This is a genomic window from Paenibacillus arenosi (assembly GCF_014841135.1).
In the GTDB taxonomy this organism is placed as follows: Bacteria; Bacillota; Bacilli; order Paenibacillales; family Paenibacillaceae; genus Paenibacillus_B; species Paenibacillus_B arenosi.
Genome location: NZ_JACYTN010000001.1, coordinates 497880 through 514796, shown reverse-complemented (window position 1 = coordinate 514796; position 16917 = coordinate 497880). Strand labels below are relative to the sequence as shown.

The 16917-nt window shown below is 43.5% G+C and carries 15 protein-coding genes; all 15 read right to left on the bottom strand.

Annotation, left to right across the window (positions count from 1 at the left end):
• Positions 1-34: 34 nt before the first annotated feature.
• Complete coding sequence (gene nusA, locus IFO66_RS02190; protein WP_192023543.1) at positions 35-1225, bottom strand: transcription termination factor NusA; 1191 nt, start codon at positions 1223-1225, stop codon at positions 35-37.
• Positions 1226-1301: 76 nt separating this feature from the next.
• Positions 1302-1763, bottom strand: coding sequence for a ribosome maturation factor RimP (rimP, locus tag IFO66_RS02185; RefSeq protein WP_192023542.1), 462 nt, complete (start codon positions 1761-1763; stop codon positions 1302-1304).
• Between the two features lie 223 nt (positions 1764-1986).
• A complete protein-coding gene (locus tag IFO66_RS02180) occupies positions 1987-6300 on the bottom strand; it encodes a PolC-type DNA polymerase III (RefSeq protein ID WP_192023541.1) in 4314 nt (1437 codons plus the stop codon).
• Between the two features lie 124 nt (positions 6301-6424).
• A complete protein-coding gene (gene proS, locus IFO66_RS02175; protein ID WP_192023540.1) occupies positions 6425-7873 on the bottom strand; it encodes a proline--tRNA ligase in 1449 nt (482 codons plus the stop codon).
• 115 nt (positions 7874-7988) lie between these two features.
• Positions 7989-9263, bottom strand: coding sequence for an RIP metalloprotease RseP (gene rseP, locus IFO66_RS02170; protein WP_192023714.1), 1275 nt, complete (start codon positions 9261-9263; stop codon positions 7989-7991).
• 104 nt (positions 9264-9367) lie between these two features.
• Complete coding sequence (locus tag IFO66_RS02165; protein WP_192023539.1) at positions 9368-10519, bottom strand: 1-deoxy-D-xylulose-5-phosphate reductoisomerase; 1152 nt, start codon at positions 10517-10519, stop codon at positions 9368-9370.
• A 49-nt stretch (positions 10520-10568) separates the two neighbouring features.
• Positions 10569-11363: a phosphatidate cytidylyltransferase gene (locus IFO66_RS02160; RefSeq protein WP_192023538.1), complete on the bottom strand. Its 795-nt coding sequence runs from the start codon at positions 11361-11363 to the stop codon at positions 10569-10571.
• 18 nt (positions 11364-11381) lie between these two features.
• Complete coding sequence (locus tag IFO66_RS02155; RefSeq protein ID WP_192023537.1) at positions 11382-12152, bottom strand: isoprenyl transferase; 771 nt, start codon at positions 12150-12152, stop codon at positions 11382-11384.
• A 122-nt stretch (positions 12153-12274) separates the two neighbouring features.
• Positions 12275-12829, bottom strand: a complete 555-nt coding sequence (gene frr / locus IFO66_RS02150) for a ribosome recycling factor (RefSeq protein WP_192023536.1) — start codon at positions 12827-12829, stop codon at positions 12275-12277.
• A complete protein-coding gene (gene pyrH / locus IFO66_RS02145; protein ID WP_028595547.1) occupies positions 12829-13557 on the bottom strand; it encodes a UMP kinase in 729 nt (242 codons plus the stop codon). The genes frr and pyrH overlap by 1 nt, the downstream gene beginning before the upstream one ends.
• 119 nt (positions 13558-13676) lie before the next feature.
• Positions 13677-14327, bottom strand: a complete 651-nt coding sequence (gene tsf, locus IFO66_RS02140; protein ID WP_192023535.1) for a translation elongation factor Ts — start codon at positions 14325-14327, stop codon at positions 13677-13679.
• Positions 14328-14455: 128 nt separating this feature from the next.
• Positions 14456-15154: a 30S ribosomal protein S2 gene (gene rpsB / locus IFO66_RS02135; protein WP_028595549.1), complete on the bottom strand. Its 699-nt coding sequence runs from the start codon at positions 15152-15154 to the stop codon at positions 14456-14458.
• Between the two features lie 194 nt (positions 15155-15348).
• Positions 15349-15912 carry a hypothetical protein gene (locus tag IFO66_RS02130; protein ID WP_192023534.1) on the bottom strand — a complete coding sequence of 188 codons (564 nt, stop codon included), beginning with the start codon at positions 15910-15912 and terminating at the stop codon, positions 15349-15351.
• Positions 15905-16489 carry a hypothetical protein gene (locus IFO66_RS02125; RefSeq protein ID WP_192023533.1) on the bottom strand — a complete coding sequence of 195 codons (585 nt, stop codon included), beginning with the start codon at positions 16487-16489 and terminating at the stop codon, positions 15905-15907. Before IFO66_RS02125 ends, IFO66_RS02130 begins: the two co-directional genes overlap by 8 nt.
• 83 nt (positions 16490-16572) lie before the next feature.
• Complete coding sequence (locus tag IFO66_RS02120; RefSeq protein WP_192023532.1) at positions 16573-16899, bottom strand: hypothetical protein; 327 nt, start codon at positions 16897-16899, stop codon at positions 16573-16575.
• Positions 16900-16917: the final 18 nt, after the last annotated feature.

Here is a 16917-nt window from a genome sequence, read left to right as displayed (position 1 = left end):
CCTCCAGCGTACAACGAGAACTTGTTTACACGAATTACTCTTGTGTCTGCTGAGTTTCTGTAATCTCTTCATCGCTCTCATTTAGAGCTTCCTCTTGTTCAAACGACTCCGTAGGCTCGAAGCCTTGTTCAGCAACCAAACGCTCTTGCTCATTCGCAAGGTCTTCGGCTTCCAACTCAGCAGCAATAACTTCGCCAATCTGGGACTCGCTCTTAATGTCGATCTTCCAGCCTGTTAGCTTAGCTGCAAGACGAGCATTTTGACCCTTGATGCCGATTGCAAGAGACAATTGATAATCAGGAACGATTACACGTGCCATCTTCTCAACTTCTCGAACATCAACTTCTACTACCTTAGATGGGCTAAGTGAGTTCGCTACGTACTCCTCTACATCCTCAGACCAGCGCACGATATCGATTTTTTCACCGCGAAGTTCGTTCACGATCGTTTGTACGCGTGTACCTTTAGGACCAACACAGGAGCCTACAGGATCTACTTCAGGATTACGAGAATAAACCGCAATCTTAGAACGTTGACCCGCTTCGCGCGCAACAGACTTAATCTCTACCACACCTTCGAAGATTTCAGGAACTTCTAACTCAAACAGACGCTTGAGCAATCCTGGATGCGTTCGGGACAAAATAATTTGAGGACCTTTTGTAGTGTTCTCTACTTTCGTAATGTATGCTTTAACACGATCACCGTGTTTGAACTTCTCGTTCGGCATCATTTCGTTCAAAGGAAGAACAGCTTCCACCTTGCCCAAATCAATAAATACGTTGCGCGTATCTTGACGCTGCACGATACCTGTTACGATATCTTCAGCACGATCAACGAACGCATGATAAATGAGTCCGCGCTCTGCTTCACGAATACGCTGTGTTACAACTTGCTTAGCCGTCTGTGCTGCAATACGACCGAACTCGCGTGGGGTCACTTCAATCTCACAGACGTCATCAATCTGGTAGTTCGGATTCACTTCACGGGATGCATGCAGCGAAATTTCGTGTCGAGGATCCATAACCTCATCTACGACCGTCTTACGGGCATATACTTTGATTACACCCGTTGTACGATTAATATCCACACGAACATTTTGTGCTGCATTAAAATTGCGCTTGTAGCTGGAGATCAAAGCAGCTTCAATCGCATCAATTAATATTTCTTTGGCAATTCCTTTTTCGTGCTCAATCTCTGCCAACGCTTCAATAAAATCAATACTCATGCGGTAAGCTCCCCCTTTCAGCCGCGAAACGGCTTCATCATGTACTCATGTACGTAAAGAAAATTACATATTAATCTTAGAACACAATAGCCAAACGAGCGCTGGCTACTTTGGATGCAGACAATTCATATTCTTTCTTGCCAACTCGTACGACGACTGTTTCTCCATCATAGGATACAAGCGTACCTTCAAACTCTTTAAGGCCTTGAACAGGCTCATATGTAGTCACGAAGACATGCTTGCCAATCGATTTCTCATAGTCCTTCGGCTTCTTCAACGGGCGTTCTGCGCCAGGAGAAGATACTTCTAGGAAGTAAGCATCTGTAATTGGGTCATTATCATCCAATTGCAGACTCAAATATTCACTAATGCGACCGCAGTCCTCAATATCGATCCCGCCATCCTTGTCCACAAACACTCGCAGGAACCAACTGCTTCCTTCTTTGACATATTCAATGTCAACTAACTCGAACTGATGCTCATCCAAATAAGGTTGCAACATGTTTTCTACTACCGATTTGATGTTCGGTGTGCTCAAGCTTTGTACCTCCGTTACACTAGGTATGTCTTTTTCAAATATATGGTTAACTCCGTTTCATTCACATCACAATACCTATCCAATTGTTAACACAAATTGGCATATCATCAAAAAAAGACCGGATGTAAATATGAAAGAGTGGGTTTCCCCACTCTTCTCAACGGCTGTATCCACATGATTACCAAAAGAATTATAGCATAAACAATTACGAAAAAGCAATGTATCAGAACAGCGACAGCTGGTTCGTCTCAGGCAATCCACGGAAGCAGCCCATCTGTGTTAACAGCTCAATAATCGTTTTTGACGCTTTCGACCGCTGTTGGAAATCTTCGATGGACAAGAACTCATCACCTTCACGCGATGCCGCAATGTTGCGTGCCGCGTTCTCACCGATACCCTGCATCGCAGAGAACGGAGGAATTAGTGAATCCCCATCCACTAAGAACATCGTTGCATCTGATCGATAAAGATCAAGGGACTTAAAGCTCAAACCACGAGCTGTCATCTCCAATGCCATTTCCAAAACAGGAAGCATGTTCTTCTCTTTCGGAAGTGCTTGGAAGCCTTTCGCTTCGATTTCATCAATTTTACGGTTGATGGCCTCGTAGCCTTGGCAAAGTAGCTCGATATCAAAGTCTTCCGCACGAACTGTGAAATACGTGGCGTAGAACTCAATTGGATGATACAGCTTGTAGTAAGCACAGCGCACTGCTGAAATAACATAGGCAGCCGCATGGGCTTTCGGGAACATGTACTGGATTTTTAAACAAGAATCAATATACCACTGTGGTACGTTGCAACGCTTCATCTCGTTGATCCAATCTTCCGAAAGTCCCTTACCTTTACGCACATTTTCCGTAATCTTAAAGGCTAGACTTGCATCCATACCGGCTTTGTAAATAAGGAACAACATAATTTCGTCACGACAACCGATAACGGTCTTGATCGTACAAATACCGCTTTTAATAAGTTCCTGAGCATTTCCTAACCATACCCCTGTACCATGGGATAAACCTGATATTTGCAGTAAATCGGCAAAAGAACTCGGTTGACATTCGACAAGCATTTGGCGAACAAATCGCGTCCCCATCTCGGGTATACCATATGTCGCAACCGGTGTACGTATTTGATCAGGCTCAACACCAAGCGCTTTCGTTGAGTTGAACATGCTCATTACTTTCGGATCATTCATCGGGATTTTCGTCGGATCAAATCCAGTCAAATCTTGCAGCATCCGCATCATGGTCGGATCATCATGTCCGAGAATATCAAGCTTCAGCAAGTTGGCATCGAAAGCGTGATAGTCGAAATGCGTTGTCTTCCATTCCGCATTTTGATCATCTGCTGGAAATTGAACAGGCGTAATATCTTCAACTTCCATGTAATCTGGCACGACAACGATACCACCTGGATGCTGTCCTGTACTGCGTTTTACACCTGTACAGCCTAAGGCAAGCCGAGATAGCTCTGCACCGCGCCATTTTTTATGGTAGTCCTCTTCGTATTTTTTCGTAAAACCAAATGCCGTTTTCTCTGCTACCGTACCGATCGTCCCTGCTCGGAATACACTTTTCTCACCAAACAACTCTTTCGTGTAATTATGAGCAATCGGTTGGTACTCACCAGAGAAGTTCAAATCGATATCGGGAACTTTATCTCCCTTAAATCCAAGGAACGTTTCGAACGGAATATCTTGGCCTTCACCTTTCATACGAGTACTACAGTTCGGGCATTCTTTATCAGGCAAATCAAAGCCACTTGGCACGCTGCCATCTGTAATCCATTCGCTATGCTTGCATTCAGCATTAGGGCATACATAATGTGGTGGCAATGGGTTAACTTCAGAGATACCCAGGAATGTCGCAACTACTGATGAACCTACGGAACCACGGGAACCAACCAAGTAACCATCTGCATTTGATTTTTTTACAAGTCGCTCCGAGATCAAATAGTTGGCGGAGAAACCGAATTTAATAATCGGTTCAAGTTCCTTCTCTAGTCGTGCAACGACAATTTCCGGTACAGGCTCACCATATATACTTTTTGCTGTCTCATAGCAAGTATTGCGCATTTCTTCATCTGCGCCATCAATAATCGGCGTAAACAACTCATCTGGGAACAGCTTTAACGCTTCAAATCGATCTGCCAAATCATTCGGATTCGTTATCACAACTCGCTTTGCAACATCAGCACCGAGGAACTCAAATTCCTTCAGCATTTCTGTCGTCGTACGGAAGTGTGCGTCCGGTTTCTTTTGATCTTTGAGCGGACTAAAGCCAGTAATACCATGAATCGTAATATCACGGAACATTTTATCCCGTGGGTTCAAATAATGAACGTTACCAGTCGCTATAACTGGCTTACCGAACTTATCTCCAATATCGCATACTTTACGTATCGCCTGCTCAATATCAGACGGTGCACCTACAAGACCTTTATCAACGAGATGCATGTACATCGTGAGCGGTTGAATTTCCAACACATCATAAAATTGTGCGATTTCTTCAGCTTCTTCTCGTGACTTGTTCAATACAGCCTCAAAGAACTCGCCTTTCTCGCAGCCAGAAATAATAAGCAGCCCTTCACGATGTTCAATGAGCTTACGCTTTGGAATACATGCTACACGATGGAAGTACTCCGTATGTGATGACGAAATAAGCTTATATAAATTTTTTCTGCCCACATCATTCAATGCATAAATACTGCAGTGGAATGGACGTGTATTTTTTAAATTTTGCCCAACATAATCATTAAGACGATCCAACATCTCAATTCCGCGAATCGAATGCGCATCATGTAACAATCCGACTAATACACCTGACAATGCAATCGTATCATCGATCGCACGGTGATGATTTTCAAGCGATACTTTATACTTGTCTGCTAACGTATTTAGACGATGATTTTTGAGTGTTGGGTGAATCAATCTTGCTAGCTCAAGTGTATCTAATACTGGATTAGACAGTTCCGACATTCCTAGCTGTTTCAAATTATTCTGTACGAAGCCCATATCAAATCGAGCATTATGAGCAACAAGGATGTCGTCTTCCACAAACGCCACGAATTGCTTCAGTACTTCATCCACTTCGGGAGCATCCTGTACCATATCATCCGTAATATTCGTCAATTGCTGGATGTTGTATGGAATACGTTCGTGCGGATTAACGAAGGAAGCATAGCGATCGATTTCTTTACCGTCCTGCATTTTTACTGCCGCGATCTCGATTATTTTGTTATTCGTTACAGAAAGCCCCGTTGTCTCAATATCAAATACAACATATGTTGCCTCTTTCAAATTGCGAGGTCCTGCATTCATAACGACTTCTGTATTATCATTAACCACATTCGCTTCTAGACCGTAAATCACTTTGACGCCATGCTTCTTCGCAGCCTTAGCGGCTTCTGGATAACATTGAACATTGCCATGATCCGTTACAGCAATTGCCTTATGTCCCCACTTAGCAGCTTGCTTCACATAGCTATCTATCGAAGTAACAGCATCCATCGTACTCATCGTTGTGTGCAAATGGAACTCTACCCGCTTCTCCTCTGCATTATCTTGACGTTCTGGAGGAGCAGTTACTTCTTGCAAATCAGACGCTAACATAACGAGCTCTGGAGTCATCATAAAACGGTCGTACTCGACACGACCACGAACTTTAACCCATTTTCCGTTCGATAAAAGACTGAGTTTAAGCACATCTTCTTTTGACTTAGCAAACATCTTAATAAGCATGGAATCAGAAAAATCAGTTACATTGTACGTGAATAACGTATTACCATTCCGCAGTTCCTTCGTTTCCAAACCAAATACCATACCTTGAAGGGTGACACGCTTCTCTTCATCCTGTACGTCCATGATGGGCATGGGCTGATCTTTAACTTCATAGCCGAATTGCAGACGATCTGGAACGACTCCCGGTTCAGCTGCTTGATCGACAGACTCCAACGCTGCTTCTTCCATCATACGCTGAACAGCTTTACGTTCTTCCTCAACCAGCTTCGCTTGGAATTCTTGAACCACTTCTTGATCCTGCTGTCCAATCTGAAGCTGTACACGCAATTGGCGTGAGAAATACGTATCGTAGAAGCGCTTGACGTATTCATCAATTTGCTTCTTCTTAGCCAATTCCAATGAAGTTTCTTCAGCTAATAATATTCGAACAAGATCAGACTCAACTTCGATCCGTGCCCTATGCAGCCATCCGTTCACAGAAGCAACCTCACGCTTCACCCATTCCATGAATAGCTGCCAATAGGCTTCAACGACTTCTTGATAAGAAACCACTTCTTCATAATGAAAAATGATTTTTATCTTCGCGATATGCGACATTTTGTCTTGGATTTTCAAACAAAATGTTCGGTACGCTTCCGGTGGTACGACCGTTGATTTTTCGATGTGGATCGTCCATTCTCGATTCGAACGGCTAGTTTCGACACGATCTATGTGTCCATCTTGAAAAAAGGTTTGAATAAGTTCGGGCGGCAGTTCGGCTTGCTTCATTAGCAGCTCAAAACGTTGTCTACGATCCGTCATGAAGTCCACCTCCTGTCTAATCTATAGAACAGAAATGGCTTTCGCTAGGAGTCATCATTCGGATTGCCGAGGGATGCTCCCGCATCGAAAGCCATTTCATCTTTATCAACTATTAGTATTGTAATTAATATGCACGTGCAAATACAACGGTATGTTTAGCCTTCTCACCACAAACTAGGCAGGAAGACTTGTGTTCATCTACTGTAAATGGAATGTTACGGCTAGTAGCACCTGTTTCTTCCTTCACTTGATTCTCACAAGCATCAGAACCACACCATCCAGCCAATGTGAAGCCACGCTTCTCTTCCATAGATGCTTTCATTTCGTCAATTGTATTCACGGAATAGAAGTTCTCTTGGCGGAATTCTTGCGCACGATTGAACATTTCAGCATGTACATCGTTCAACATTTTTTGTACTTCTTCTGTTAACTTCGCTTGCTCAACAATTCGCTTCTCGCCTGTAACACGGGAAACAAGCACGCAAACACCGTTTTCCATATCACGAGGACCGATTTCAAGGCGAACTGGGACACCACGCATTTCGTATTCGTTGAATTTCCAGCCCGGCGATACATCAGAGCGATCATCCATACGCACGCGAACGCCTGCTGTCTTCAATTCAGCAAACAACTCATCTGCACGACTTACTACTTGATCACGCAACTTCGCTGGACCGATTGGAATAATAACGACTTGTGTAGGTGCAACCTTAGGAGGAAGTACCAATCCACGATCATCACCGTGCACCATAATCATAGAGCCAATAAGACGTGTACTTACTCCCCAAGATGTAGTGTGCACATATTCCATCGAATTTTCACGGCCAAGGTATTGGATATCAAATGCTACCGCAAAGTTTGTTCCCAAGTAATGAGAAGTACCCGCTTGTACAGCACGTCCGTCTTTCATCATTGCTTCAATCGAATACGTATCTACAGCACCCGCAAATTTCTCAGAAGGTGTTTTTTGACCAACGATTACTGGAATCGCTAAGTAGTCTTCAACAAATTCTTTATAAATTTGAAGCATTTGCATCGTCTCATGACGTGCTTCTTCTTCCGTTTCATGTGCCGTATGGCCTTCCTGCCACAAGAATTCACTTGTCCGAAGGAACGGTAATGTACGCTTCTCCCAACGAACGACATTCGCCCATTGGTTAATAAGTACTGGTAGATCACGATAAGATTGAATCCACTTGGAGTACATATGACCAATCATTGTTTCAGATGTAGGACGAATGGCAAGACGCTCTTCAAGCTTCTCTCCGCCTGCTTCCGTAACCCATGGCAACTCTGGGTTAAATCCTTCTACGTGCTCCTTCTCTTTTTGGAAGAAGCTTTCAGGAATAAACATTGGGAAGTAAGCATTGCGGTGACCTGTTTCCTTAAAACGACGATCCAATTCCTCACGAATATGTTCCCAAATCTCGAATCCATCTGGACGAAATACGATACAGCCGCGAACTGGGGAGTAGTCCATCAGCTCTGCTTTTTTAATAACATCAATATACCAGCGAGAGAAATCTTCTTGCTGTGGTGTAATTTCCGATACGAACTGCTTCTCCTTAGACATAACGGATAAGTTCCTCCTGAATCTGTGCATTAGCGAGGTACATCATGTACTATTATCTGAAAATAAAATAATAAATTAGTGAACCGATGCAGTCCCGCCAATGACGTCACAAATATTAGCTTTTAAATAGACGTAATATATCATTATAAGTAACAACCAGTATAAGCATCATAAGCATAGCAAAGCCGACAAAGTGAACCATACTTTCACGGTTCGGATCGATTGGCTTGCCTCTCAATGCCTCAACTCCAATGAACACTAGACGACTTCCGTCCAATGCAGGAATTGGAAGAAGATTGAATATACCCAAGTACAAACTTAGTATGGCTGTCCATAATGTTAGTTGTTCAATTCCTTGTTTGGCCACTTGACCTGTTATTTCGAATGTTCGTACAGGTCCACCTAAGTCATCGAGCTTGAATTGCCCGAACACTAACTGTTTGAAACCATCGAATATTAGCTTCGTCATGTTAACCATTGAAGTTCCAGCATGCTGGAACGTCTCTGTAAACGAAGGCGAACGAGTCGGAAGAATAGGTGAAATACCGACTTTTCCACCCTCATGCCCCTCTAATTTTACAGGAGTCAATGTCACTTCAAAACGCTCAGTTCCTCGTAATACGCTCCACGTCATCGGCTTACCTTCTGATTCAGCTGTCATTTTCACAAGCTTCTCAGCATTTCCACCAATTGCGACCCCATTAATTTTCTCAATGATATCGCCTTCTTGGATATTAGCTTTAGAAGCAGGCATATCTTCTTTGATATTGCCTACTTTGACGTAAGTCGGGTTTTCCAATGGAATGCCTACCATCAAAATATGGGCAGCAAACAAGAAAAACGCAAGAATGAAGTTCATTAATGGTCCACCAAAAATGGCTAACGCACGCTGACCTACGGTCTTGCCGCCAAACTGGCGATTGCGGGGAGCAATTTGAGTGTCCTGATTACGTGCTACGATAAGTGCTTGCGGATGAACCTGATACGTCTGCTGTTCGCCATCAACCGCTAGCGTAAGATTTAGATTGTGCTCTAAATCAATACTAACAATCTCACCTCGAATGACATTTTTCCTCATATCGAGTTGATCAGCATACAGCTTCTTCACTTGTCCATCGCTGATGCGAATCGCAATCGTTTGTCCTGGCTGAATTTCTACAACTTCAGGATCTTCGCCAGCCATTCTGACATAGCCCCCAATTGGAAGCAGCCTTAGCGTATAGCGAGTTTCACCCTTCTTGTATGCAAAAATTTTGGGTCCAAAACCAATTGCAAACTCCCGCACAAGAATGCCAGCACGCTTCGCAAATATGAAATGACCCCACTCATGTATCGTAACGATAATGAAAAAAACGAGTACTGAAGACAGTACTATCTGCACCATTTGCAAGCGTAACATCCTCCTTTAGCGTTGCGGGACGCGTATAACCTATACATTATCATTATTCTCCATCATCGCACAAGAGAATCCATTGTCCTAGAATTGTATGCAAGTTATTCGACTGGAGGCAAGCTAGCCGCAATTGCTCTTGCTCTTCCATCAGCATCTTCAATTTCAGCTAAAGAAGGTTCGGCATGAACTTGATGATTGGACAGTACTTTCTCTACAATGCGTTCAATATCCAGAAAACCAATCTCCCCTTTGAGGAAGCGACTTACCGCAACTTCATTAGCAGCATTAAACACGGTGGTTGCCGTACCGCCTGCTTGTCCACTCTCATACGCATAACGAACCATCGGATAACGGCCCATGTCCATTTCACGGAAATGAAGCTTCCCAATCTCAGCCAAGCTTAGTGACGGCCCCTTCATCTCAAGCCGTTCAGGATATGTCAATGCATATTGGATAGGTACGCGCATGTCAGGCAGCCCAAGCTGCGCAATAACGGAACCGTCGACATATTCGACGAAAGAATGAATAATGCTTTCGGGATGAATGAGCACTTGTATTTGCTCATAAGGAATGTCGAATAACCAGTGTGCCTCAATAACTTCTAAACCTTTATTCGCCATTGTAGCGGAATCTATTGTAATTTTGGCACCCATAGACCAGTTAGGGTGGTTCAACGCTTGCTCTACGGTTACATCTTTAAGTTCTTCTCTACCTTTATCTCGGAAGCTACCTCCCGATGCTGTCAACGTAATCGAGCGCAAATGACGCATAGATTCTCCGTTTAAGCATTGGAATATAGCTGAATGTTCACTGTCAATCGGTAACAAAGCTACATTATGCTTGCGAGCCGCCGCTGTGACAAGATGTCCAGCTGTGACAAGCGTTTCCTTGTTAGCCAAACCGATCTGTTTGCCTTGTTCAATAGCAGCTAACGTAGACTTCAATCCGATACTTCCTACCACTGCGGTAACAACCGTGTCCGCTTCAGCAACAGAAGCTACCTCGATTAGACCTTCATCACCATGTGTCAGTGCCGTTCCTTCTGGCAGATGAATCCGAATCGCATCAGCAGTTGCCTTGTCCTGTACCGATACTAGCTTTGGACGAAATTGCTTCACTTGCTGCAATAGCAAATCAATGTTCCGCCCAGCAGCCATTGCTTCGATTTGAAATTGCTCAGGGTGCTGTGCTACCACATCTAACGTCTGAGTTCCAACCGAACCTGTGGAACCTAGTAGAGCGATCCGTTTCATGAAACACCTCTATTCATTATGTTGCCGCGTTATGATGTTGTTTTATTTACTAATAAACAACACCTATGAAGTACGCAAATGGGAATACAATTAACCAACTGTCACAACGATCAAGTACACCGCCATGTCCTGGAAGTAAATTTCCAGAATCTTTAACCCCCTGTACTCGCTTGTACGCTGACTGGATCAAATCACCCATTTGGCCCGCAAGAGAAACGGTTAAGCCAACCATTACTGCTTGCGTAATCGACATCATGTCTGGATTCACGAAAGCACCAATCAAGCATACAATTATAGATACAAGCACGCCTCCAAGAGCACCTTCAATTGTTTTGTTAGGGCTAATCGCCGGCCATAATTTATGCTTGCCTATCGCTTTACCTACAAAATAGGCACCAATATCAGAAGACCAAACTGCAGCAAACAGCAGTATCGTCCAGAACAATCCGTGCTCTATTTCATTTCGAATCACGATCATATATTTAAATCCAAAACCTACATAAAATGCTCCGAACCATAAGACAGCAGCATTTTGGATCGTAATGCGATTTTTACTAATGACCGTGATGGATAATGCGATAAACATAAACAACCACAGAATCATATCCGGAGACCAGCTGATTTCGATCCCCCAGCGTGACCATGGGACGGTTAGCAATAAAACTAATCCATATCCTAAGAGTGATATCAAATCAAACGGCTGCTTATGAAGCATTCGAGCATATTCGTAAAATCCAATTAACGCCAGGGCGATAAGCAATCCTTCATAAGGTAAGTTACCAATGTAAACCAGCACTGCAAAGAACGATCCGGCGATAACTCCCGTCATGATGCGCTGTTTCATATAGACTCGTCCTCCAACTTATTGTAGTCCGCCATACCGCCTATGACGATTTTGGTACTCGGCTACGGCTTCCTTCAAGTGTTCCCCAGTAAAGTCTGGCCATAGCACATCAGTAAACCAAAATTCACTATATGCCAACTGCCACAACATAAAGTTACTTAGACGCATTTCTCCGCTCGTCCTAATAAGCAAATCAGGATTAGGCAAATTATTGGTTAAAAGATGCGCAGAAATCATCTGCTCATCGATCTGGTCCACTTGTACTCGTCCTGCTAATACATCAGCTGCGATTTCACGAACACCTTCAACCAACTCACGCTGTCCGCCATAATTTAAGGCGAAATTAAGAATAAGACCGGTGTTGTGTTTCGTCCGTTCAATTGCTTCTTCTAAGGGTTTGCGTGTATGTTCAGGTAACTGTTCCCGATGTCCCATCATCCGAACTTGAACGTTTTCTTTGATTAGCTCATCTAATTCAACAGCCAAAAATTCTTGAGGCAGTTTCATTAGAAACTCAACTTCATCCTTCGGCCTTTTCCAATTCTCTGTTGAAAATGCATACATCGTAAGTACTTTGATACCCAACTCATTTGCAGCTATCGTAACATGTTTGACAGCCTTCATGCCGGTATGATGGCCAGCAACACGAGGCAATCCACGGCGCTTCGCCCAGCGTCCATTGCCATCCATGATAATGGCTACATGTTCTGGGACATTGTCTTTAGAAACGTACAAAGGCTTATGGCTAGTTTCGCGTTGCTTCAACCACGCTTGGAATCGCTTAATCATTCCGTCTCCTCCAACCCGGTGATAACATACTGACGTCGAAGCCCTTATGACTGTTGGGTTCGAATAAAAAGACAATAAACCCCACCGTGTGGAGGGGTATCAAGTCACTGTTGTCTAGAACGTTACACTTCCAGAATTTCTTTTTCTTTTGCAGCAAGTACTTTGTCAACTTCGACTATGTACTTATCTGTAAGCTTTTGAACATCATCTTGATGGCGACGAGACTCATCTTCAGAAATATCTGTCTTCTCCATCTTCTTGATATCATCATTCGCATCACGACGAATATTGCGAACAGCTACTTTAGCCTCTTCACCATATTTCTTCGTTTGCTTTACAAGCTCCAAACGGCGCTCTTCTGTTAGAGCAGGAATCGTAATACGAATCATTTGTCCATCATTTGCCGGAGTTAATCCAAGATCAGACTTCAAAATTGCTTTCTCAATCGCGCCAATAGAAGATTTATCCCATGGCTGAATCATCAAAGTACGAGCATCTGGCGTATTGAGGTTAGCAAGCTGATTCACAGGTGTCATTGCACCATAGTATTCAACTTGGATACGATCAAGCAAAGCCGGAGTAGCGCGACCTGCACGAAGTGACGTCAATTCACGTTTGAGTGCACCAATCGCTTTTTCCATACGCTCTTCTGCATTTTTCTTAACTGCTTGCGGCATTAGTCTACACTCCCTTTTACAATAGTACCGATCTTCTCACCGAGCACGACTCGCTTAATGTTACCATTTTCTGTGATATTAAACACAACAAGTTGCAGATCATTGTCCATACACAGAGAAGTAGCTGTTGAGTCCATAACACCAAGATTTCGGTTTAACACTTCCAAGTAAGTCAACTGATCGAATTTTTCTGCCGTTGCATCCTTGAATGGATCCGCAGAGTATACGCCATCCACTTTGTTTTTAGCCATTAGGATGACATCTGCTTCGATCTCCGCAGCACGTAGAGCTGCAGTCGTATCCGTCGAGAAGAACGGGTTTCCTGTACCTGACGCAAAAATAACCACTCGACCCTTCTCCAAGTGACGAATGGCACGACGACGAATATACGGCTCAGCAATTTGCTGCATAGCAATCGATGTTTGAACACGTGTAGGCACGCCAATTTGCTCTAGTGCATCCTGCAAAGCTAGAGAATTCATTACAGTTGCAAGCATACCCATGTAGTCTGCTGTGCCACGATCAATGCCTTTCTCGCTTCCTGCAATTCCACGCCAAATATTTCCGCCACCACAGACGATAGCCACTTCTATGCCAAGCTCAACGACCTCTTTCACTTGCTCTGCGATAGAATTGATCATATCTGACTCGATGCCATATCCAGCTTGACCTGCCAACGACTCACCGCTAACTTTCAATACGATGCGTTTATAAACCGGTTGCTTCAATGTATACCCTCCACTTTCCATAACGACCGCTAAAAAAGAAGGAACACAATGTGTCCCAACTTTTCAGCGTGCCTGTTGATAGCCTTAAGGCTTGCTTGCAATGTATTTCCGAATGAAAATTACATTTTAGCTTGTGCCATAACCTCTTCAACAAAGTTATCTTGTTTTTTCTCCAAACCTTCACCAAGTTCGTAACGAACGAAGCGACGGATAGAAATGTTTTCGCCGATTGTAGCGATTTTTTCTTTAAGAAGTTCTTCGATTGTTTTGTCCGGATCTTTAACGAAAGATTGCTCCAACAAGCAGAACTCTTCGTAGTATTTGCTGATGCGGCCTTCAACCATTTTTTCAACGATTTTTTCAGGCTTGCCTTCGTTAAGAGCTTGAGCTTTCAAAATTTCTTTTTCTTTCTCAATCTCATCAGCAGATACTTCATCACGACGAACGAACTTCGGAGCAGAAGCTGCGATATGCATTGCGATGTCTTTCGCGAAAGCTTGGAATTGATCTGTCATTGCTACGAAGTCAGTTTCGCAGTTGATTTCAACCAATACGCCAATACGTCCGTTAGCGTGGATGTAGGATTGTACTACACCCTCTGTAGCGATACGGTCGCCTTTTTTAGCTGCAGCAGCCAATCCTTTTTCACGAAGGATTTCGCTTGCTCTTGCGATATCACCGTTAGCTTCTTCCAACGCTTTTTTGCAATCAAGCATACCAGCGCCTGTTTTTTCACGCAATTCTTTTACTGCACTCGCATTTACTGCCATGATAGTTCCCTCCAACACAATATTAGCTTCGTTATGTAACGAAGACGTAAAGTTCAATTCACTTTAAAAAAAGGGCGGCGAGAGGCGAATCACCTTTCAACCACCCTTTGTTCATCCAATTCTTATGCTTAAGCTGTTGTCTCTTCGCCTTGGTTAGCTTCGATAATTGCATCAGCCATTTTAGCAGTCAACAATTTAACAGCACGGATTGCATCGTCGTTACCAGGGATAACATAGTCGATTTCATCCGGATCGCAGTTAGTATCAACGATACCTACGATTGGGATACCCAATTTGCGAGCTTCTGCAACAGCAATGCGCTCTTTACGTGGGTCGATTACGAACAATGCGCTAGGCAATTGTTTCATGTGCTTGATACCGCCCAAGAATTTCTCAAGACGATCTTTCTCCTTACGGAGCAAGATAACTTCTTTCTTAGGAAGTACTGCGAAAGTACCGTCCTCTTCCATAGCCTCAAGTTTCTTCAAACGATCAACACGTTTTTGAATAGTTTGGAAGTTAGTCAATGTACCACCCAACCAACGTTGGTTGATGAAGTATTGACCAGCACGAGCCGCTTCTTCTTTAACGGAATCTTGTGCTTGTTTTTTAGTACCAACGAACAACACTGTGCCGCCGTCAGCTGCAAGGGATTTTACAAAGTTGTAAGCTTCCTCGACTTTTTTCACTGTCTTTTGCAAGTCAATGATGTAAATACCGTTACGTTCTGTGAAGATATATCTGTCCATCTTTGGGTTCCAGCGACGAGTCTGGTGACCGAAATGTACGCCAGCTTCCAAAAGCTGTTTCATGGAGATAACTGCCATCTTCACTACACCTCCTAATTGGTTCGTTTTCCTCCGCCAATGTCATCTTCCGACAAGACTTCCCGCACAGTTTCCCACGACAGAAAGCACCCTTGCCAAAATTAATCAGCGTGTGTTTTAACACCGTCAATTAATATATCATATTGTGTATAACGTTGCAACTATTTTCACTTTACATCTATCTTCTATTTCAACTAACCATTCGGAGCTTTCAATAATGTTTTCAGTACGTCTTGCTCTGTCATAGGAAGTGTAAATTGAAACTTGCCAGTGCGCAAACTTCGAGCCTTTTTCTCCTGTTGCAAAAATTGTTGGAACTTGTCAGCATCCTTCACGACACCAGCTGCCTCCAACAACTTGGAGATATCATCCGAAGTAGACTTTGCTGGTATAAACACACTTACCATATTACTGTCTGGTTTGTTTTTACCAGCATTATTATCTGCTACCTTGTTTTTTGCAGTAGGAAGCTCTGACTTCTCAGTCCCAGAAGTAGACTTGACCTGATTGGAATCTGTGGAGTCATTTTGTTTCACTCCTTCAGCTTTGCTTTTATCCGAATTGTTCCCATCCTTTTTTGATGGAAGCACTGAATCTTTTGGGACAAGATCATATCCTTGACGATCTGCTTCTCGTACAAGCTGCTGTTCTGTCAATTCTGTACTCACTGTCTGTCCAATCAACATGATTTGGAGCATTAGCGTACCGATGATGACTCCTGCTCCTAGACCGATTAAAAATGTACGATCCTTAAACACGCCGCTCACTCTCCTGTTGACTCAGCTGGCGGATAAGCTCAACTTCACCGCGATTCATGTGTAACTCATCAGCAATCTGTTGATTGGACTTACCCTCGTCTACTAGAGCAAACAATTGTTCATAGCGGCTGCGAATCGATTGCGGCACTGTATTTGGTTGATCAGACGAACTTTCACTTACAATATCATGATCTAGTGCTGAAATCGTGTGTCCGCTATCAGCTGCAATTGTATACGTATTCACACCAACAGGTTGCTGCATAGATTGTTCACGACGAATCTGTGCAAGTGTTTGCTCAGCATGCCATGCACGCTCTTCAGCCTGTGACAAGGAAGCTTCTAGTGCATCCATACGATGACGAACAGCGTTAAATCGCAGATCATTTTCTTTTTTCAACTGTTCAACTACAGCAAGCACTTTTTCATTCTCTTCACCAACTTCGTGAATAAAATGTTCCAATGTTGCTTCCACATTTTTAGAAAATTGTGCTTCATCGCTGCTGCGAGCAGGTTTTTTCCAGCCAACGAGCATAATAACTGCCCCTAATAGTACGAGATAAATCCATGGCTGTTCCATTAGTGTCCTCCTCTAAATCCGACGAAAATACCTTTATTATAACTATAACGCCGCAAACTCATCATAGAGCAGCGGCGTTGTGTTCAAACCGAAAAATCAATATGTTTCCCTTTGTAAGGGTGCTCAGCTGCAATCGTTTCAGCCTGGTTCTCGCCTTGGCTCTCGGAACGCTGCTGCCTTGACTTATCGTCCCCTTTATGTCCTCCATTTTGTCCGTCATCACGAATACGACCATCCGCCGTTGCATCGACTTCTTCCCCTCGCTGGCGAGATATTTCAATCTGCTTAGCTGCATGATGATTGAGCATGGATTGCTCAGCACCAGGACGATGCTGCATCTGGTTCTGAATCGTTGATGCTTCTTGTGTACGAGGTATTGCTACCTGCAATTCAACGGGCTTCAGATTCATAACCTCACCTCAATTGTT

What these genes read in the sequence shown, in the direction of transcription:
- nusA (WP_192023543.1), bottom strand. Translation starts at nt 1,225, where the DNA reads ATGAGTATTGATTTTATTGAAGCGTTGGCAGAGATTGAGCACGAAAAA.
- IFO66_RS02180 (WP_192023541.1), bottom strand. Translation starts at nt 6,300, where the DNA reads ATGACGGATCGTAGACAACGTTTTGAGCTGCTAATGAAGCAAGCCGAA.
- proS (WP_192023540.1), bottom strand. Translation starts at nt 7,873, where the DNA reads ATGTCTAAGGAGAAGCAGTTCGTATCGGAAATTACACCACAGCAAGAA.
- IFO66_RS02165 (WP_192023539.1), bottom strand. Translation starts at nt 10,519, where the DNA reads ATGAAACGGATCGCTCTACTAGGTTCCACAGGTTCGGTTGGAACTCAG.
- IFO66_RS02160 (WP_192023538.1), bottom strand. Translation starts at nt 11,363, where the DNA reads ATGAAACAGCGCATCATGACGGGAGTTATCGCCGGATCGTTCTTTGCA.
- IFO66_RS02155 (WP_192023537.1), bottom strand. Translation starts at nt 12,152, where the DNA reads ATGATTAAGCGATTCCAAGCGTGGTTGAAGCAACGCGAAACTAGCCAT.
- frr (WP_192023536.1), bottom strand. Translation starts at nt 12,829, where the DNA reads ATGCCGCAAGCAGTTAAGAAAAATGCAGAAGAGCGTATGGAAAAAGCG.
- tsf (WP_192023535.1), bottom strand. Translation starts at nt 14,327, where the DNA reads ATGGCAGTAAATGCGAGTGCAGTAAAAGAATTGCGTGAAAAAACAGGC.
- rpsB (WP_028595549.1), bottom strand. Translation starts at nt 15,154, where the DNA reads ATGGCAGTTATCTCCATGAAACAGCTTTTGGAAGCTGGCGTACATTTC.
- IFO66_RS02125 (WP_192023533.1), bottom strand. Translation starts at nt 16,489, where the DNA reads ATGGAACAGCCATGGATTTATCTCGTACTATTAGGGGCAGTTATTATG.
- IFO66_RS02120 (WP_192023532.1), bottom strand. Translation starts at nt 16,899, where the DNA reads ATGAATCTGAAGCCCGTTGAATTGCAGGTAGCAATACCTCGTACACAA.